Consider the following 19,381-nt stretch of genomic DNA (forward strand, 5'->3'; position numbering starts at 1 on the left):
TTTTGGAAACCGTCTAGTCTTTTAGACGGTTTCCTTTCGTTGTATAATGAAAGCGTGAACAAGTCGAAAGATTTTATCATTTTTGGTTTTTAAATAGAAAATAATGTGCATAGTCCTATTAATAAATGTGATAACGTATCTAAATTGATAAAGTGAATTCGATGAATAGTTGATCTTTATCTATTCGAGCTACAGGAGAAATGGAGATAATGGTTTCCTATTTATTGAGTTTTGGGATGGAAACAGTAATTGAGATTCTTAAGGGGAGCTTTCTATGAAAAGATAGAAAGTAAATACATTCACAAGAAGGGAGCTCAATATGGAAAAATTGCTAATTGAAGGCGGAAGAGCTTTAAATGGAACAATTCGAGTAAGCGGTGCAAAGAACAGTGCCGTTGCATTAATTCCAGCGACAATTTTAGCAGATACTCCAGTAACTATTGGTGGTGTCCCTAATATTTCGGACGTGAAAATGTTAGGCGACTTACTAGAGGAAATTGGAGGGAAAGTAACTTATGGACAGGAGGAAGAGATGGTAGTCGATCCTTCTAACATGGTTGCAATGCCTTTGCCAAATGGAAAAGTGAAAAAATTGCGCGCTTCTTATTATTTAATGGGTGCGATGCTTGGCCGTTTTAAAAAAGCTGTTATTGGGCTTCCGGGTGGATGTCACTTAGGACCGAGGCCGATTGATCAGCATATTAAAGGGTTTGAAGCGCTAGGTGCACATGTTACAAATGAACAAGGTGCCATCTATTTAAGAGCAGATGAACTACATGGAGCACGTATTTATTTAGATGTTGTTAGTGTGGGGGCTACGATTAATATTATGCTAGCAGCTGTACGAGCAAAAGGTAGAACTGTTATTGAAAATGCAGCGAAAGAGCCCGAGATTATTGATGTAGCTACATTGTTAACAAGCATGGGAGCACGTATTAAAGGTGCTGGTACAGATGTAATCCGAATAGATGGTGTGGACTCTTTACATGGTTGTCACCATACTATCATCCCAGATCGTATTGAAGCTGGTACGTATATGATTCTAGGAGCTGCATCAGGAGGAGAAGTAACGGTTGATAACGTTATTCCTCAGCATTTAGAATCAGTTACTGCTAAGCTAAGAGAAGCTGGTGTTCAAGTTGAAACGAATGATGATCAAATTACAGTGAACGGTAATAGAAAGTTAAAAGTAGTTGATATCAAAACGCTTGTATATCCAGGTTTTCCAACAGATTTACAACAGCCGTTTACGACGCTTTTAACAAAGGCGCACGGGACGGGAGTTGTAACAGATACAATTTACGGTGCCCGTTTCAAACACATTGATGAATTACGTCGTATGAATGCTCAAATTAAAGTAGAAGGTCGTTCGGCAATTGTAACTGGTCCTGTGTTACTGCAAGGTGCAAAAGTGAAGGCGAGTGATTTACGAGCGGGAGCAGCACTTGTTATTGCAGGGTTAATGGCAGATGGAATTACAGAAGTAACAGGACTTGAGCATATTGATCGAGGTTATGAGAATATAGTGGACAAGCTTAAAGGGCTTGGAGCAAACATTTGGCGAGAACAAATGACAAAACAAGAAATTGAAGAGATGAAGAACGCATAAGTGATACTTCCGTAAGGGGGAAGCGAAGCATCACTACTTGCGGAAGTACACTTTATAGAAAAACACGGTTCACAAAATACGGCAGAAATATAAAGACTTAAAGGAGAGGGATTATTGTGGAAAGAAGTTTATCTATGGAGTTAGTACGTGTAACAGAGGCTGCAGCATTATCATCAGCGCGTTGGATGGGGCGCGGGAAAAAGGATGAGGCAGACGGTGCAGCAACATCAGCTATGCGTGATGTATTTGATACAATTCCGATGAAAGGTACAGTCGTAATTGGTGAAGGTGAGATGGATGAAGCACCAATGCTATATATCGGAGAGAAATTAGGTACAGGATATGGACCACGTGTAGACGTTGCGGTTGATCCTTTAGAAGGGACAAACATCGTAGCAGCTGGTGGCTGGAATGCTCTTGCTGTTATTGCAATTGCAGACCACGGTAATTTGTTACATGCTCCTGACATGTACATGGATAAAATCGCGGTTGGCCCAGAAGCAGTTGGGGCAGTCGACATTGATGCGCCTATTATTGATAACTTACGTGCAGTTGCGAAAGCGAAAAATAAAGACATTGAAGATGTTGTAGCAACAGTTTTAAACCGTCCACGTCACCAAGCAATTATCGAAGAAATTCGTAAGGCTGGTGCTCGTATTAAATTAATTAACGATGGAGATGTAGCTGGAGCAATTAATACAGCGTTTGACCGTACAGGTGTAGATATTCTATTTGGATCTGGTGGAGCACCTGAAGGTGTATTAGCAGCAGTTGCTTTAAAATGTTTAGGTGGAGAAATTCACGGAAAACTATTGCCACAAAACGAAGCTGAATTAGCACGTTGTAAAAAAATGGGCATAGAAGACATTAATCGTATCCTTCGTATGGAGGACTTAGTAAAAGGTGACGATGCAATCTTTGCAGCAACAGGTGTAACAGATGGTGAACTATTACGTGGTGTTCAATTTAAAGGTAGCGTAGGAACAACACAATCTCTTGTTATGCGTGCAAAATCAGGTACAGTTCGCTTTGTAGATGGTCGTCATAGCTTAAATAAAAAACCGAACTTGGTTATTAAGTAAAAGGTGGAAGCGGCTCGCTCAGAATCGCAGGACATTGGAACTCTCGACCTTGAAGCGCTCTTTGCTTCGAGTGAGAGAGTGAAATGACCGGAGATTCTAGCCGCTGGAACTGGATTAAGTAAAAAGCGTAAGCGGCTCGTTCAGAAAGGTTAAAATGGTCGATCTTTTTAACTATCGGAGCCGGAACTAAATTAAATAAGAAGCGAAGACAAATTTTCTTGTCTTCGCTTCTTGTATTTGTGTTCCAACGTATTGATTAAAACTAGATAAAAGGGTTACAATAGTGAATATTACCCTACTTGAACTTATTGCCTTTCATTATTAATTATTTGCCTTCCGTATTTTTTCCCTTTACCCATGAAAAAAGAGAATAACGTTAAAGTGTGGTGTCTGAATGAATTTGTCAATTGCAGCATTAGAAAACATGAAATTAAAAGAGTTATACGAGCTTGCGAAAGAATTTAAGATTTCGTATTATAGCAAGTTAACGAAAAAAGAGTTAATCTTTTCTATTTTGAAAGCTCGAGCAGAAAAAGAAGGTTTCTTTTTCATGGAAGGCGTATTAGAAATTATTCAATCAGAAGGATTTGGATTCCTACGTCCTATCAACTATTCTCCAAGCTCAGAAGATATTTATATCTCAGCTTCGCAAATTCGTCGTTTCGATTTACGTAATGGAGACAAAGTTTCTGGTAAAGTACGACCTCCGAAAGAAAATGAACGCTATTTTGGGTTATTACAAGTTGAAGCTGTAAACGGAGATGATCCAGATTCAGCAAAAGAGCGTGTGCATTTCCCTGCATTAACACCATTATACCCAGATCGCCAAATGAAATTGGAAACGGAACCGAAAAAGTTACCGACACGTATCATGGATTTAATCGCACCAGTTGGATTTGGACAACGTGGTTTAATTGTTGCGCCTCCAAAGGCTGGTAAAACAAGTCTATTAAAAGAAATTGCACACAGTGTTACAACAAATCATCCAGAAGCAGAATTAATTGTGCTTTTAATTGATGAGCGTCCAGAGGAAGTAACAGACATTGAACGTTCTGTTAAGGGCGACGTTGTAAGTTCTACTTTTGATGAAGTACCAGAAAATCATATTAAAGTAGCTGAACTTGTGTTAGAACGTGCAATGCGTCTTGTAGAGCACAAAAAAGATGTTATCATTTTAATGGATAGTATTACCCGTTTAGCGCGAGCTTACAACCTCGTTATTCCGCCAAGTGGTAGAACATTATCGGGTGGTATCGACCCAGCGGCTTTCCATAGACCGAAGCGTTTCTTTGGAGCGGCACGTAATATTGAAGAAGGCGGTAGCTTAACGATTTTAGCAACAGCCCTTGTTGATACAGGATCTCGTATGGACGATGTTATTTACGAGGAATTTAAAGGAACTGGAAATATGGAACTTCACTTAGATCGTTCGTTAGCTGAACGTCGTATCTTCCCAGCGATTGATATTCGTCGTTCTGGTACACGTAAAGAAGATCTATTAATTCCAAAAGAGCATTTAGACAAGTTATGGGGCATTCGTAAAACAATGCGTGATACACCAGACTTTGTTGAAAGTTTCTTACGTAAGCTTCGTCAAACGAAGACAAACGAAGAATTTTTACAAAACATTGTTGCAGACTCGAAAAGATATGTAACAACTAAGTAAAGGGAAAAGATTGGGACTCGCTTATTTTATAGTAAGCGAGTTTTTTATGCCTTTTAGGTGATATTAAAGAGAGAAATAAGTGGGAGAACCTTAGCTGGTCAGAGCTGAGCGAGCCCCCGCCACTTTTAAGTTAATATCCAGCTCCAGCGGCTAGAATGGTAGGTGGCTTTGCGTCTTCCTACGAGGTAAAAAGCACCTCTACGTCAGAAGCTCCATCCCCCTCCCATTCTGAACGAGCCGCTTCTGCTTTTAAATTGTATCTAGTTCCGACGGCTAGCTCTTCGTGTCTAAGAACCTCCCGCACTAAAGGTAAAAAGCACCTTTTGTGCGAGAGAACCTTAGCCAGTCAGAGCTAAACGAGCCGTCTACACTTTAAATTTCAAAAGACAAAAACAGGTAGTTGCAAAATGAAGTTAGCCTTGTTATAATTTCATCATATGTGTTTCATCAATATAGTTGTGTATGCAGCTGAAGATGAAAAACTCTGTTTCGAAAATGATTCAGGGCGGAAGGAGATGAAAAGAATGAAAGCAGGAATTCACCCAGATTACAAGAAAGTTGTATTCATGGACACAAACACAGGCTTCAAATTCTTAAGCGGGTCTACTAAAGGCTCTAGCGAAACTGTTGAGTGGGAAGATGGTAACACTTATCCATTACTAAAAGTTGAGATCAGTTCTGATTCTCACCCATTCTACACTGGACGTCAGAAGTTTGCTACTGCAGACGGACGCGTTGATCGCTTCAATAAGAAATACGGTATCAAGTAATAAAAACATAAAACAGGCAAGTGTATGTATTCGCTTGTCTGTTTTTTTTGTGAAAATATTATACCTTTACCCTACTTTTAACTAAAAAGTAGATGAAAGGAGAGCTTCATGTACTTAATAAATCAAAATGGCTGGATTGAAGTGATTTGCGGTAGTATGTTTTCTGGTAAATCAGAAGAGTTAATCCGCCGTGTGCGCCGTACGCAATTTGCGAAACAACATGCAATTGTATTTAAACCATGTATTGATAATCGCTATAGTGAAGAAGACGTTGTATCACATAACGGATTAAAGGTAAAAGCAGTTCCTGTTTCAGCTTCAAAAGATATATTTGAACATATCACTGAAGATATGGATGTAATTGCAATCGATGAGGTACAATTCTTTGATGGGGACATTGTGGAAGTGGTGCAAGTATTGGCAAATCGTGGCTATCGTGTCATTGTAGCTGGTTTAGACCAAGATTTCCGTGGTCTACCATTTGGACAAGTTCCTCAGCTGATGGCGATTGCTGAACATGTAACAAAGCTACAAGCAGTATGTTCTGCATGTGGATCTCCGGCAAGTCGTACACAACGATTAATTGATGGAGAACCAGCGGCATTTGATGATCCGATTATTTTAGTTGGGGCTTCAGAATCGTATGAGCCACGCTGTCGTCATTGTCATGCAGTTCCTACAAACAAAGATAAGTAAAACTCGCTGCGCAAGGCGGGTTTTTTTCAGAATAGAGAGTGTGGTTGGTGTGAGCCGCTTACGCTTTTAAATATAATTTGCGTTTTTTTGAGTAAGTACCATATACTATTTGTATTAGATACTAGGATGTAGAGGTGAATGATGTGTTAGATCGTTTGCAAGCTGTAGAAAATCGTTATGAGAAGTTAAATGAATTGTTAAGTGACCCAGAGGTTATTAGCGATACAAATAAACTTCGTGAATATTCAAAGGAACAGTCTGATATACAGGAAACGGTAGAGGTGTATCGTGAGTATAAGGATGTTCGTGAGCAATTAAAAGATGCGAAAGCAATGTTAGAAGAGAAGTTAGACGCAGAAATGCGTGACATGGTAAAAGAAGAGGTTTCTGAGTTAGAATCACAAGAAAAAACGTTATCAGAACGTCTGAAAATTTTACTAGTTCCAAAGGACCCTAATGATGATAAGAACGTTATCGTTGAGGTTCGTGGGGCTGCTGGTGGCGACGAGGCCGCTTTATTTGCTGGTGACTTATACCGTATGTATAGCCGTTACGCTGAGGTACAGGGCTGGAAAACGGAGATTATCGAGGCTAGCTATACAGAGTTAGGTGGATATAAAGAGATTATCTTTATGATTAACGGTAAAGGTGCTTTCGCGAAGCTGAAATTCGAGAATGGTGCTCACCGTGTACAACGTGTTCCTGAAACGGAATCTGGTGGACGTATTCATACATCTACAGCAACTGTAGCTGTATTACCAGAGGCAGAGGAAGTAGAAATCGACATTCACGAGAAAGATGTTCGTGTTGATACATTCGCTTCTAGTGGTCCTGGTGGACAAAGTGTTAATACAACGATGTCAGCGGTACGTTTAACGCATTTACCGACTGGTGTAGTTGTATCTTGTCAGGATGAGAAATCACAAATTAAGAATAAAGAAAAAGCGATGAAAGTATTACGCGCACGTGTTTATGATAAGTTTAGACAAGAAGCACAAGCTGAATATGATCAAAACCGTAAACAAGCTGTTGGTACGGGTGATCGTTCAGAGCGTATTCGTACGTATAACTTCCCGCAAAACCGTGTTACAGACCATCGAATCGGTTTAACGATTCAAAAGCTAGATCAAATCTTACAAGGTAAGTTAGATGATTTCATCAATGCCTTAGTGATGGAAGATCAGGCTCAAAGGATGGAGGCAGCTGAGTAATGCGTGTCTATGAAGCCCTGAAATGGGCTTCTTCTTTTTTACAGGAAAATGGACGAGATGAAAATGCGGGAGAAATTGTCCTTTGTCATGTATTAAAGATGAACAGAACAGGATTACTTATGAATATGCGTGAAGAAATAAATGAGGAACAAGAGGCAAGCTTTACGGAGTTTATCCACAAGCATGTAGAAGGTATTCCTATTCAATATATGATTGGTTATGAAATGTTTTATGGCCGGTCGTTCTTTGTGAATGAAGAAGTATTAATACCAAGACCGGAAACAGAAGAGCTTATAGTAGGAGTATTAGAAAGAATTGAGCGCCATTTTGGCGACAAGGAACTACATGTAGCAGATATAGGCACAGGTAGTGGAGCGATTTCTATTACGCTTGCTTTAGAAAATAAAAATCTCCACGTATATACAGTAGATATTGCACAAGAGTCGATTGAAGTTGCAAAAGAAAATGCAAAAGCTTTAGGTGCAGAAGTAACGTTCTATCACGGTGATTTATTGTCACCATTTGATAAAACGGGTCAAAAGCTAGATGTTGTTGTTTCAAATCCTCCATATATACCGGAAGAGGATTGGCGTGGTCTTTCTCCTGTTGTGAAAGAGCATGAGCCGAAGAGAGCACTTGTTGGTGGAGAAGACGGATTAGATTTTTATCGCCGTTTTATGGAAGAATTGCCGAATGTGTTGCAGGAGAAAGCAATTGTAGCGTTTGAAATTGGAGTAGGACAAGGTGAGGATGTAAAAAGATTGTTACAACAAGCTTTTCCACATGCCCATGTCGAGGTTGTTTTTGATATTAACGGAAAAGACCGTATGGTATTTGCAGAGATGGAGTAAGGTTCACACCTTACTCTATTTTTTTGTGGGAAAATTCATATAGATTTTGAATTTAATAGTTTAGAAATATGAAAGTCTGTCCACACTGTTTGTAGAAGGGACGGTGGAAGAAATGAAAAAACAAGTTATTGCTTATCTTCTTATATTATTAATTGGTGCACAGTTACTTGTGCAGTTTGGATATATGAAAGCTGATGCGAAAGGGCCTTCAGTTATTCCGAAAGAGGCCGTTCGATTGCGAATTTTAGCAAATAGTGATTCAGATAAAGACCAGGCATTAAAGCGTAAAGTGCGTGATGAAGTAAAAGTACAAATTGATGGATGGGTAGCGGATTTAACTTCATTTGAAGAGGCACGCAAAGTAATTCAAAGTCATATTCCAGAAATCGAGAAAACGGTGGAAAATACGTTAAAAAGAGAAGGAAGTAAAGAATCATTTCAAGTGAAATTTAGTAAGAATGTTAAGTTTCCTACAAAGGTATATGGGAATTTTATTTATCCAGCAGGAGAATATGAAGCAGTATTGATCACAATTGGAGAAGGTGAAGGGGCGAACTGGTGGTGTGTATTATTTCCACCAATGTGTTTCTTAGATTTTTCGAGTGGGACAGCTGTCAGAAAAGAAGAGCACGTTGTGAAGGCGGAATCTCCTGAAGAGGAGCAGGTGAAACAACTAGATGAGGAAGTAGTAAATGCAGAAGAGAAGAAAGTGGATAAGGTAAAAGAAACGAAAGTTATAAAACAGGAAGTGGTAAAAAAAGTAACATCTTCTGAAAAGAAAGTAGTAAAAAATGAAACAAAAGTTGAAGAGCAGCCTGTAAGTAAAGAAGAAACAAAAACTGTGGAAAAAGTGGAGAAACCTGTGGAGAAAAAACAAGAAAAGCAAAATGAGTATGTAAAAGTAGAAGAGGAAGAAGAAAAACCAGAAGTTAAATTATTTATTGTAGAAGCTTTTACATCTTTATTCTCTAAATAGTACTATTGATAAATCCCTCCTCATATATAAAAATGAGGAGGGATTTATTATGAAGAAAGTGTATTTTGCTACGAAAGCAGATGTGGAAAGATTACATTCTTTTTTCGGACAAGCTAATAAAAAAGATGATAAAATAAATGAGTTGTACGCACAATTTATGATTTTGGAAGAGGCGGAAGAAATAAGAGCTGTAATTGGTTATGAACAAAGTGGGGAAGATGTACTTATTCGTTCTTGTTTATTCACACCTCATGTGGATAAACAGACTTTCTTATATTTTTTTGAAACGTTTTTGCAGTATATGAAAGAAAAAAGTGTTCAACAATTGTACTTACTAACAAATCATCCACAATCTGTACCGATCTTTCAGTTTTTTGACTTTTTTGCTATAGAAAAGGATGAGGTTCCAGAGGGAATTCAACAGCTAGAACATTTTTGTAAAAATATAAAAGAGCAGAATGCAATAATACTAAATTGTCAGCTATTCACAAAGTTATCCACGGATTAATTAGGTTTATCCACATTTTGTGGATAAACCTTGTTTGTCTTTTGGATAAATCTCATAGTAAACTAAAAATAGACAAGTATTTAAGGGTAGAAAAGGACGTGGAAAAAAATGCATACAAATATGTGGGTTGTGGATAATGTTGTGGAAAGAAAAAAATATTATCCACAGTTACAAGAAGCAGCAAAATTATTAAGAGAAAATGAGGCGGTTGCTTTCCCTACGGAAACAGTATATGGGTTAGGTGCAAACGCGATGGATGATGAAGCAATCGCGAAAATTTTCGAAGCGAAAGGAAGACCGAGTGATAATCCACTCATTGTCCACATAGGTACAAAATCTCAGTTAGATGGGATTGTGAAAGAAATTCCACCAGTTGCAGAGAAGTTAATGGCGCATTTTTGGCCAGGACCATTAACAATTATTTTGCCGAGAAAAGAAGGGATTTCAGAGAGGGTGACGGCGGGACTTAATACGGTTGGGGTAAGAATGCCTGATCATCCAGTTGCACTTGCTCTTATTGAAGAGGCGAATGTACCTGTTGCGGCACCAAGTGCGAATCGTTCAGGGCGTCCAAGTCCAACACTAGCTTCTCACGTATATGAAGATTTGAATGGGAAGATTGCAGGTATTGTTGATGGTGGTGCAACTGGAGTAGGCGTTGAATCAACAGTAATTGATTGTACAAGCACGGTTCCAACAATATTACGTCCAGGTGGGATTACGAAAGAACAATTAGAAGCGGTGATAGGTACCGTTTCTTTAGATCCAGCTTTAAAGGATGAGAAGGAAAAACCGAAATCACCTGGAATGAAATATACACATTATGCGCCGAAAGCACCACTTAGTATTGTTGAGGGCTCACGTGAGTTTATTCAGCATCTTGTGGATGAGAAAAAGGAAGAAGGATTTAAAGTAGGTGTATTAACGACGGAAGAGTATCAGCATGTATATAACGCAGATGTTATATTGTCTTGTGGTGTTCGAAGTGACTTAGCTAGCGTTGCGACTAAACTATATGATGTACTTAGAACATTTGATGCAAGTGAAGTGGATGTTATTTTTAGTGAGTCTTTCCCTAATGAAGGAATAGGAAATGCTATTATGAATCGTTTAACAAAAGCGGCAGGACATCATATTATTATTGAATGATAAGGTAAGGTTAGCAAACAGAATATTTCTCCTTGGATAAGCATATTGTGAAGTAGCACGTCCAAGGAGGGGCATGAATGACGTTTGAACAGCTAATACCTTTAATAATTATGGCATTCGCCTTAGGGATGGATGCGTTCTCGGTGAGTCTTGGTATGGGGATGATGCCCCTAAAGTTAAGACAAATCCTGTATATTGGTATGACGATAGGGATATTTCATATTATTATGCCGTTTATAGGGATGGTACTAGGTCGTTTTTTATCAGAGAAGTATGGAGAGATTGCACATTTTGCGGGTGCTATTTTATTAATCGGACTAGGTTTTTATATCGTATATTCGACCATTTTACAAAATGAAGAGACTAGAACTGCTCCTATTGGAATTAGCTTATTCGTATTTGCATTTGGCGTTAGTATAGATAGTTTCTCAGTAGGGCTTAGTCTTGGTATTTATGGGGCACAAACAATCATTACGATATTACTTTTTGGATTTGTTAGCATGTTATTAGCATGGATTGGTCTATTAATTGGTAGACATGCGAAAGATATGCTCGGTACATATGGCGAGATAGTAGGTGGCATCATTTTGGTTGGATTTGGATTATATATCCTTTTTCCTATATAATTTTATGTAGGAGGGAATTATGAACAAGCTATTGGAATGGTATGTTAAGTTTTTAACCTTCTTTCCTCGATGGCTAAGAAGACTTATAATTTGGGGTATTATTTTGCAAATTTCGATGTTAGGTTGGATTAAGTTAATTCGTGAATGGTGAGATAGTTCCTTTCTGTGAATATTTTGTTTGTACTATATTTATTGCACTAAAAATTACAGATATAGAAAGGATGAGATGAATGACGAGATTGAAGCAAGTTTTTGGTATTATTATTAGTTTTTTTGTTTTTTGGTTTAGTATGCTCGGTGTACAAATGTTTGCTGAGTTTTTAGATATTGAGTCATTGAAATTTGTTGCGGGAAAGACTGAGGCGGCGCGTGCCTTTTACTCTCCGTACCCGTTTTTAATTGTTTTTCTTATTACACTGCTTTCCCTATACTTCTTCGTAATTAAGCTAGGGAAACCGAAAAAAGAAAAACTGCCTACTTTAGAGGAAAAGAAGGAAGAATTACAATGATAAAAATCCCCTGCTAAAAAGCAGGGGATTTTTATGTTTGAGTGATGGCAGGAATCGATTCTGAGCGAGCCGCTTTCGCTTTTAGATATTATCCAGTTCCAGCGGCTAGAATGGTCGGTGGCTTCGCGTCTTCCTGCGAGGCAAAAAGCGCCTCTACGTCAGAAGCTCCATCCCCCTCCCATTCTGAGCGAGCCGCTTCTGCTTTTAGATATTATCCAGTTCCAGTGGCCAGCTCTTCGCATCTAAGAACCTCCCGCACGAAAGGTAAAAAGCACCTTTTGTGCGAGAGAACCTTAGCTGGTCAGAGCTAAACGGGCCACTTCCACTTTTAAACTGGCCTAACCAATTCAAATTGTTCTCCTAATTTTGCATAGTTGTGTCCTGCTAGGCGGCTTATTGGTTTGAGTCCTTCTGCGTGAATGCGCCCTTTTTCATATAGATGTTCGGCAACGTGGAAACGAACGACGCGTCCAATTAGTAGATCACAAGCTGGTGAGTCTTCTGTTCCACCAAGTGGAATTGCACGTTCTAATACGCATTCCATTCGAATATTTGCTTCTTTTACACCTGGAACGGAGATGACTTCACTTTCAATTGGTGTTAGTTTTGCTAGTTCAATTTCACTTTCATTTGGCGGGAGATTAGCTGCTGTTTCATTAATTGCTGCTACATATGATTCGTCAGAAATATGTACGACAAATTCACCTTTTTCAATTGCGTTTCGGGAAGTGTCCTTTCTTTCTCCGGCTTTTCGTTGTACAGATACTGAGATAAGTGGTGGATTAGCAGCGACAATATTAAAATAACTATATGGTGCGCCGTTTAATACACCGTCTTTTGTTAAAGAAGTAACGAATGCGACAGGGCGAGGGATGATACTTCCAGTAAGTAATTTGTAATTATCTTTTTCAGTTTGTTCATTTGGATTAATGGATAACATGCTTGTAATCCCCTTTCTAAATATGAATACTTATTGTTTGTTTACAAGATAACGATGAGAAAATCCTGCTGGAAATAATATTTTGTTTCATAAAAAGAACTTACTTCAATTGTAATGAAGTAAGTTCTTTTTCAAGAATCTCAAATCTGAGATAAAAATTAAAGTAAAACGTATGCGCCAGGTCCGATTAAAGCTACACCAACAGCAACAGCGATTAACATTAAGTTATATTCATATCCATTTTGTGTTACCCAGTAACCATTTTTTCCGTGAACAGTGAAGATAGCCATTAACATTGTTCCAACGATAAATAATGAACCAACTACAATGAAAATACCTGATGCGAATAAGAAACCACCTAGTAATTCAGTTGCGCCAGCCATAAATGCCATAAATACACCAGGGCGTAAACCGATTGACTCCATCCAGCCACCTGTTCCTTTTAAACCGTAACCGCCAAACCAACCAAATAATTTTTGAGCGCCATGACCCATGAATGTAATTCCTATAATAAGACGAATAATAAGTAGACCGAAATCCATCATTTTTAAAAACCTCCTAAAAGTTATTAACTTACCTTACGTAAGTAATAATAAAATAGTTACTTACTTTAGTCAAGTGGATTTTGAAAAAAGTTTGAATTAAATTTTACAAATTAACAACAAAAAATAAAATGTGGTAAAGACCTCTAGACAAGTTGGGCAAAAAAAGAGAAAATATAAATAGAAGTTAACTTCTTATTGTTATTCAGACAATCAGAATTGACTGGAATTTTGTGAAGCGCTACAATAAGAGTCTATTAGTAATGACGTAATTTATTTCGAAAGCGTTTTTACAGTATAATATTCGAAGTATGAAGTCTTACATGTATCCCGAGCTTTACTAGGGATTGCCCTATAAACTTTTAGGTAAATTATAAGGAGGACTATCCTATGTTTAAAAAATTATTCGGTCTTGGTTCAAAAACAAATGAAGAAACAATCGTAGCTCCATTAACTGGAGCAGTGAAAAATATTGAAGAAGTACCAGATCCAGTATTCGCTGGTCGTATGATGGGTGACGGTGTTGCAATCGATCCTACTGAAGGTGTAGTTGTAGCTCCAGTTGATGGTGAAATCGTACAATTATTCCACACAAAACATGCTATCGGAATTAAAGCGAAAAACGGCACAGAAATTTTAATCCACGTTGGATTAGAAACTGTAAAAATGGAAGGCGAAGGTTTCGAAGCTCACGTTTCTGAAGGCCAAGCTGTAAAAGCTGGAGATAAATTAATCTCATTCGACTTAGAATTAATCCGTGAAAAAGCGAAAAGCACAATTACTCCAATCGTTATTACAAACACAGATGCAGCTGAGTCTATTAAGACAACTGTAGGCGTAACAGCTACAAAAGGTTCAACAGAAGTAATGAAAGTTACAATGAAATAATTGCTGTATAAGAGGAATCCGTTTCGTATGAAATGGATTCCTTATTTTTGTTGCATATTCAGTAGGTATGTTAAAATACTCTGGGCACTTGGAAATAGGGTTTCACATATATGTGGATAAGGCGCATTTTTCTTAGAAAAAATATAAGAGAAATGCGCCTTTTGTATATTCACATTTCTTTTGTTCTATTCTAATGTAAGTTATGATGAGTGGTAAGAAATCGAATATAGGGGTGGGTTTGGATGAAACGAGTATTATTTGTTTGTACTGGCAATACATGTCGTAGTCCAATGGCTGAGGCGTTGCTTCGTCATCACGGAGGAGATAGGTTTGAAGTACAATCTGCCGGTGTTTTCGCCTATCCTGGGAGCGATGCATCGGTACATGCGAAGGAAGCTTTAGCTGAAAAAGGGATTTCAATTGACCATACCGCGCAGCAAGTAAACGAAACTTTGCTTGATTGGGCTGATATTGTCGTAACGATGACAGAAAATCATAAACAAATTGTACTTGGGCATTATCCGAATGTTGAAAAGAAATTGAATACGTTATATGGATTAACTGAAGGTATAGGCAAGGACATTTCAGATCCATTTGGAGGTTCGCTTTCTATTTATAAAGAAACGTTAGATGAGATGGAAAAACTTGTACAAACTTTACTGAAAAAACATTCAGTAGGTTGATGTTTCGTGTATAATACGATATTGGAGATCACTTCGTCCTATTGAGGTAGCGAGTGTGAAATGAAGATAATTGATTGAAACTTTGGAGGGGTAAAAATGAAAGTAGTAATAGCATCTGATCACGGCGGTATGAATATCCGCAAAGAACTTGTAAATTTATTAGAAGAGTTAAATATTGAATATATTGATTTAGGTTGTGAATGTGAAGCTGGTTCTGTTGATTACCCTGACTTTGCGTTTCCAGCAGCTGAAATGGTAGCGAATGGTGAAGTGGATCGTGGTATTTTAGTTTGTGGGACAGGCATTGGTATGTCAATCGCAGCAAACAAAGTAAATGGTATCCGTTGTGCGTTAGTTCATGATACTTTCAGCGCGAAAGCAACGAGAGAGCATAATGACACTAACATGCTAGCAATGGGCGAGCGTGTAATTGGTGCTGGTCTAGCGCGTGATATCGCGAAAATCTGGTTAACAACTGACTATGAAGGTGGTCGTCACGAAAACCGCGTAGGAAAAATTAAAACATACGAAACAAAGTAATAGATTCTAACTATTAGTAGTGTGAAATATAATTTGGTGAACCAACCTGTGAAAGGAAGAGGCGTAATGACAGAAATCGTAAAGGTAAGAGAACAGCTACAAATGTCGCTTTCTGATTTCCAAGAACAAGCTTCATTACAAAGCGGTCAAATTTTTGTAGTGGGTTGTAGCACGAGCGAAGTGCTAGGCGAAAGAATTGGAACATCAGGAACGATGGAAGTAGCAGAGGCGATTTTTTCTGAGTTAAAACAATTTCAAGAGCAAACAGGTATTGAATTAGCGTTTCAATGTTGTGAGCATTTAAACCGTGCTTTAGTGGTTGAGAGAGAAGTAGCGATAAAATATCAATTTGAAATTGTAACAGTTACGCCTGTTAGATCAGCAGGTGGTGCATTGGGGACATATGCGTATCACAATTTGAAAGATCCGGTAGTAGTTGAGTTTATTAAAGCAGATGCAGGAATGGATATTGGTGATACGTTTATTGGTATGCATTTAAAACATGTAGCTGTTCCGGTTCGTACAAGTGTGAAGGCAATTGGAAGTGCACATGTAACGATGGCTAAAACACGTGGAAAACTAATAGGTGGAGCACGTGCTGTTTACGCGGTGGCGGAAGAGACTACCACTTGCAGTTAAATATGAGAAATTAGGAAGTCATATAGTAGCTGTTTATCATAAGATAAAAGGTATGTTGTCTGACTTTATAGTAGAAGAAAGAAAAGACCGATTTTCGGTCTTTTTTTTCTTTTATGATATAGAAAGTCATGTTAGAATGTAGTTGAAAACATGAAGGTTCGAAAGAATTACAACCTGAATTTTCGTTTTTTCTGAATAAATAAGAAAAAACTGTTGGGAATTGATGTAATTCGTTCAGAAAAGGGGGATTTTGGTGGATCATTTAAAACGTCAAGATGAAAAGGTATTTGCTGCAATTGAGGCAGAACTAGGAAGACAGCGTTCGAAGATTGAGTTAATTGCTTCGGAAAACTTCGTAAGTGAAGCAGTAATGGAGGCGCAAGGTTCTGTTTTAACGAATAAGTATGCTGAAGGATATCCTGGAAAACGTTATTATGGTGGCTGTGAACACGTAGACGTAGTAGAAGATATCGCACGTGATCGCGTGAAAGAAATTTTCGGCGCAGAGCACGTAAATGTTCAACCACACTCTGGTGCACAAGCGAACATGGCAGTATACTTCACGATTTTAGAGCAAGGCGATACAGTACTTGGTATGAATTTATCTCATGGTGGTCACTTAACACACGGAAGCCCTGTTAACTTCAGTGGAGTACAATATAATTTCGTAGAATATGGCGTGGATGCTGACTCTCACCGTATTAATTACGATGATGTATTAGCAAAAGCCAAAGAACATAAACCAAAATTAATCGTTGCAGGTGCAAGTGCATACCCTCGTGTTATCGATTTCAAGCGATTCCGTGAGATTGCAGATGAAGTGGGCGCTTATTTAATGGTTGATATGGCACATATCGCTGGTTTAGTAGCTGCTGGTTTACATCCAAATCCAGTACCACATGCACATTTCGTTACAACGACAACACATAAAACGTTACGTGGCCCGCGTGGTGGTATGATTTTATGTGAAGAGCAATTTGCAAAACAAATTGATAAATCAATCTTCCCTGGTATTCAAGGTGGTCCACTTATGCACGTAATCGCTGCAAAAGCTGTTGCGTTTGGTGAAGCACTTCAAGATGATTTCAAAACATATGCACAAAATATCATTAACAATGCGAACCGCTTAGCTGAAGGTCTTCAAAAAGAAGGACTTACACTTGTTTCTGGCGGAACAGACAATCACTTAATCTTGATTGATGTTCGTAACTTAGAAATCACAGGTAAAGTAGCAGAGCACGTATTAGATGAAGTTGGTATTACAGTGAACAAAAATACAATTCCATTTGAAACAGCAAGCCCATTTGTAACAAGTGGTGTACGTATCGGTACAGCAGCTGTAACATCTCGTGGTTTCGGTTTAGAAGAAATGGATGAAATTGCGTCACTTATTGCCTATACATTAAAAAATCATGAAAATGAAGCTGCATTAGAAGAAGTACGTAAGCGTGTAGAAGCGTTAACTAGCAAATTCCCAATGTATCCAAATCTATAATAGATTGAAGAAGACTGCCGAGACTTAATTGTTTTGGCGGTCTTTTTTGTGGACATATATTATTTTTAAAGTATGTATACAAATGATGAATAAATTTTGGCGATATAATGAAGGATACAGCTCCCATAATTGGTAAAGATACTAGATAGATTCATCGTAAAATCATGATTTTGCCAAATTTGCCCTTGAATATTAGTAGCGTTTTCTTTACAATCGTAAATAGTGTAAAAAAGCGTGCAAACGCATGAATATCATCTAAAGGAGAGATTCACATGGGAAAACTGTATGTATTTGATCACCCGTTAATTCAACATAAGATTACATATATTCGCGATAAGAATACAGGTACGAAAGATTTTCGTGAATTAGTGGACGAAGTAGCAAGCTTAATGGCTTTCGAAATTACTCGCGACCTTCCGCTTAAGGACATCGAAATTGAAACGCCTGTAAGCAAAGCGACAACAAAAGTGATCGCTGGTAAAAAACTTGGTTTAATTCCGATTTTACGTGCAGGTTTAGGAATGGTTGATGGAATTCTGAAATTAATTCCAGCAGCAAAAGTAGGGCACGTTGGTTTATACCGTGACCCTAAAACATTGCAACCGGTAGAATACTATGTGAAACTTCCAACGGATGTAGAAGAGCGCGACTTTATCGTACTAGATCCGATGCTAGCAACAGGTGGTTCTGCGGCTGAAGCAATTAACTCTCTGAAAAAGCGCGGTGCGAAACAAATTAAATTAATGTGTATCGTTGCAGCTCCAGAAGGGGTAAAAGTAGTACAAGAAGAACATCCTGATGTTGATATTTATGTAGCAGCATTAGATGAGAAATTAAATGATCACGGATATGTAGTACCAGGTCTTGGTGATGCTGGTGACCGTTTATTCGGAACGAAGTAAGACAACTGACGAGCAGGGGAGGGGGAGGATAAATATACATCGTATATACAACATAAGTTGCATACACATCACATATAATATAGAAGTCTTACGTCTGAGGAACACTATATTATGGAAGGAAAGCGTTATATCTTGAAAATATAATAGTGACAAACTTGTGAACATTTCCTTCTATTATAAAGAGAAAACTGTTAGAAATTGCATATATGTAACCAGTATTTAGAAGGGGAACGTTTTCATTTTTGGGAGGAAATGCCTAATACTCAAATTTTTAGATTTTTTACGATTTCTCGTTGACACTGTTAATACCCTATTGTATGCTAACAACGGGGATAGATGGTAGGGCTTTCAGTGACAAAATTACATCTATTCCGTGACGAAAATGTAAACTTTTTGTTTTGTATAGGATTTATGCAAAAAAATGAGTTATTATTAACACATCGTGAATGAGGGTTACATATTGGAGGGATGAATCCTTGCAAAAAAACGATCGCAGCCATATAAAAGCATATGCTTTAATGTCAGGAATTCTTGCTCAGTTAGTCGGTTCTATACTTGTTGGAATCTTTGGTGGGCAGTGGATTGATAATAAGGTTGGAACGTTTCCATTGTTTCTTATTATAGGGTTATTACTCGGGTTAGGAACAGGGGTATACGCAATGATTCGACTCATTCGACATTACTATTCGGGAGAGCAATGATGATAGACGTACATGGACTTGTCCAAAGACAAAAGAAATATATGTACTACTTGCTTGCGCTTCTAGTGCTAGGATGGGGATTTACCTCTTACAAGGATGTATTTCTTGGACTGATTATCGGAACGATTTTCAGTTTTCTTAGTTTGCGCATCATTGCACGTAGAACAGACAAGCTGTTAGATCGCGTAACAAATGGAGAAAACGTGAAGTTTAAGGCGACAGCTGTAAGTACATATTCAAGATTCGCCACGATTGGGTTATTAATTTTATTTGCAGCCAAATATCAAGAGTTAATTGCGATGTGGGGCTTAGGTGTAGGATTGCTGACAGGATACCTTGTCATGATCATAGATTTTCTTTATTTAGAGTATAAGAGCAGGGAAGAGAGGTGAATTACT

General features: G+C 38.2%; 24 protein-coding genes. 22 read left to right on the forward strand and 2 right to left on the reverse strand.

Annotated features, from left to right (window positions below):
- The first annotated feature begins 319 nt into the window (after window positions 1-319).
- From murA to CQ064_RS16310, 13 genes are all read left to right on the forward strand, one after another.
- Window positions 320-1,609: a UDP-N-acetylglucosamine 1-carboxyvinyltransferase gene (gene murA, locus CQ064_RS16250; RefSeq protein WP_000413248.1), complete on the forward strand. Its 1,290-nt coding sequence runs from the start codon at window positions 320-322 to the stop codon at window positions 1,607-1,609.
- 116 nt (window positions 1,610-1,725) lie between these two features.
- Window positions 1,726-2,691, forward strand: coding sequence for a class II fructose-bisphosphatase (gene glpX, locus CQ064_RS16255; protein ID WP_000442336.1), 966 nt, complete (start codon window positions 1,726-1,728; stop codon window positions 2,689-2,691).
- 394 nt (window positions 2,692-3,085) lie between these two features.
- Window positions 3,086-4,357, forward strand: coding sequence for a transcription termination factor Rho (rho, locus tag CQ064_RS16260; RefSeq protein ID WP_001053903.1), 1,272 nt, complete (start codon window positions 3,086-3,088; stop codon window positions 4,355-4,357).
- A 524-nt stretch (window positions 4,358-4,881) separates the two neighbouring features.
- Window positions 4,882-5,127, forward strand: a complete 246-nt coding sequence (locus CQ064_RS16270) for a type B 50S ribosomal protein L31 (protein ID WP_000643435.1) — start codon at window positions 4,882-4,884, stop codon at window positions 5,125-5,127.
- Between the two features lie 108 nt (window positions 5,128-5,235).
- Window positions 5,236-5,823: a thymidine kinase gene (locus tag CQ064_RS16275; RefSeq protein ID WP_000280851.1), complete on the forward strand. Its 588-nt coding sequence runs from the start codon at window positions 5,236-5,238 to the stop codon at window positions 5,821-5,823.
- A gap of 143 nt (window positions 5,824-5,966) precedes the next feature.
- A complete protein-coding gene (prfA, locus tag CQ064_RS16280; RefSeq protein ID WP_000887066.1) occupies window positions 5,967-7,034 on the forward strand; it encodes a peptide chain release factor 1 in 1,068 nt (355 codons plus the stop codon).
- Window positions 7,034-7,885: a peptide chain release factor N(5)-glutamine methyltransferase gene (gene prmC, locus CQ064_RS16285; RefSeq protein ID WP_001267022.1), complete on the forward strand. Its 852-nt coding sequence runs from the start codon at window positions 7,034-7,036 to the stop codon at window positions 7,883-7,885. The genes prfA and prmC overlap by 1 nt, the downstream gene beginning before the upstream one ends.
- Before the next feature lie 112 nt (window positions 7,886-7,997).
- Window positions 7,998-8,861 carry a stage II sporulation protein R gene (spoIIR, locus tag CQ064_RS16290; RefSeq protein ID WP_014482181.1) on the forward strand — a complete coding sequence of 288 codons (864 nt, stop codon included), beginning with the start codon at window positions 7,998-8,000 and terminating at the stop codon, window positions 8,859-8,861.
- Window positions 8,862-8,910: 49 nt separating this feature from the next.
- Window positions 8,911-9,369: a GNAT family N-acetyltransferase gene (locus CQ064_RS16295; protein ID WP_000758441.1), complete on the forward strand. Its 459-nt coding sequence runs from the start codon at window positions 8,911-8,913 to the stop codon at window positions 9,367-9,369.
- 108 nt (window positions 9,370-9,477) lie between these two features.
- Window positions 9,478-10,518 (forward strand): L-threonylcarbamoyladenylate synthase, encoded by a 1,041-nt coding sequence (locus CQ064_RS16300; protein WP_000557356.1) that lies wholly within the window; start codon window positions 9,478-9,480, stop codon window positions 10,516-10,518.
- 77 nt (window positions 10,519-10,595) lie between these two features.
- Complete coding sequence (locus CQ064_RS16305; protein WP_000142477.1) at window positions 10,596-11,144, forward strand: manganese efflux pump MntP; 549 nt, start codon at window positions 10,596-10,598, stop codon at window positions 11,142-11,144.
- A gap of 19 nt (window positions 11,145-11,163) precedes the next feature.
- Window positions 11,164-11,295, forward strand: coding sequence for a hypothetical protein (locus tag CQ064_RS34090; RefSeq protein WP_001037634.1), 132 nt, complete (start codon window positions 11,164-11,166; stop codon window positions 11,293-11,295).
- A gap of 79 nt (window positions 11,296-11,374) precedes the next feature.
- Window positions 11,375-11,653: a DUF3935 domain-containing protein gene (locus CQ064_RS16310; RefSeq protein ID WP_000197471.1), complete on the forward strand. Its 279-nt coding sequence runs from the start codon at window positions 11,375-11,377 to the stop codon at window positions 11,651-11,653.
- 328 nt (window positions 11,654-11,981) lie between these two features.
- On the opposite strand, the gene CQ064_RS16320 is transcribed toward CQ064_RS16310, so the two are convergent.
- Both CQ064_RS16320 and CQ064_RS16325 read right to left on the reverse strand, forming a co-directional pair.
- Window positions 11,982-12,593: a flavin reductase family protein gene (locus CQ064_RS16320; RefSeq protein WP_000949046.1), complete on the reverse strand. Its 612-nt coding sequence runs from the start codon at window positions 12,591-12,593 to the stop codon at window positions 11,982-11,984.
- A 158-nt stretch (window positions 12,594-12,751) separates the two neighbouring features.
- Window positions 12,752-13,138, reverse strand: coding sequence for a DoxX family protein (locus CQ064_RS16325; RefSeq protein ID WP_000968616.1), 387 nt, complete (start codon window positions 13,136-13,138; stop codon window positions 12,752-12,754).
- 387 nt (window positions 13,139-13,525) lie between these two features.
- On the opposite strand from CQ064_RS16325, the gene CQ064_RS16330 reads away from it, so the two are divergent.
- From CQ064_RS16330 to CQ064_RS16380, 9 genes are all read left to right on the forward strand, one after another.
- Window positions 13,526-14,023 (forward strand): PTS sugar transporter subunit IIA, encoded by a 498-nt coding sequence (locus CQ064_RS16330; protein ID WP_000473662.1) that lies wholly within the window; start codon window positions 13,526-13,528, stop codon window positions 14,021-14,023.
- Between the two features lie 242 nt (window positions 14,024-14,265).
- Complete coding sequence (locus CQ064_RS16340) at window positions 14,266-14,706, forward strand: low molecular weight protein arginine phosphatase (protein ID WP_000832374.1); 441 nt, start codon at window positions 14,266-14,268, stop codon at window positions 14,704-14,706.
- Between the two features lie 96 nt (window positions 14,707-14,802).
- Complete coding sequence (gene rpiB / locus CQ064_RS16345; RefSeq protein WP_000869538.1) at window positions 14,803-15,246, forward strand: ribose 5-phosphate isomerase B; 444 nt, start codon at window positions 14,803-14,805, stop codon at window positions 15,244-15,246.
- A 66-nt stretch (window positions 15,247-15,312) separates the two neighbouring features.
- The gene (locus CQ064_RS16350; protein WP_000136377.1) at window positions 15,313-15,885 is read left to right on the forward strand and encodes a TIGR01440 family protein; all 573 of its coding nucleotides are present in this window, start codon (window positions 15,313-15,315) and stop codon (window positions 15,883-15,885) included.
- Window positions 15,886-16,138: 253 nt separating this feature from the next.
- Entirely contained in the window at window positions 16,139-17,380 is a 1,242-nt protein-coding gene (glyA, locus tag CQ064_RS16360; protein WP_000349806.1) for a serine hydroxymethyltransferase, read from the forward strand.
- Between the two features lie 272 nt (window positions 17,381-17,652).
- A complete protein-coding gene (gene upp / locus CQ064_RS16365) occupies window positions 17,653-18,282 on the forward strand; it encodes a uracil phosphoribosyltransferase (RefSeq protein ID WP_000517539.1) in 630 nt (209 codons plus the stop codon).
- A 336-nt stretch (window positions 18,283-18,618) separates the two neighbouring features.
- Window positions 18,619-18,732, forward strand: a complete 114-nt coding sequence (locus tag CQ064_RS16370) for a DUF4024 domain-containing protein (protein ID WP_000232962.1) — start codon at window positions 18,619-18,621, stop codon at window positions 18,730-18,732.
- Between the two features lie 26 nt (window positions 18,733-18,758).
- Window positions 18,759-18,983 carry an AtpZ/AtpI family protein gene (locus CQ064_RS16375; protein ID WP_001171223.1) on the forward strand — a complete coding sequence of 75 codons (225 nt, stop codon included), beginning with the start codon at window positions 18,759-18,761 and terminating at the stop codon, window positions 18,981-18,983.
- Entirely contained in the window at window positions 18,983-19,375 is a 393-nt protein-coding gene (locus CQ064_RS16380; RefSeq protein WP_000567600.1) for an ATP synthase subunit I, read from the forward strand. The genes CQ064_RS16375 and CQ064_RS16380 overlap by 1 nt, the downstream gene beginning before the upstream one ends.
- Window positions 19,376-19,381: the final 6 nt, after the last annotated feature.

The sequence above is a fragment of the Bacillus sp. MYb78 genome (assembly GCF_002975115.1).
Taxonomy (GTDB): domain Bacteria; phylum Bacillota; class Bacilli; order Bacillales; family Bacillaceae_G; genus Bacillus_A; species Bacillus_A cereus.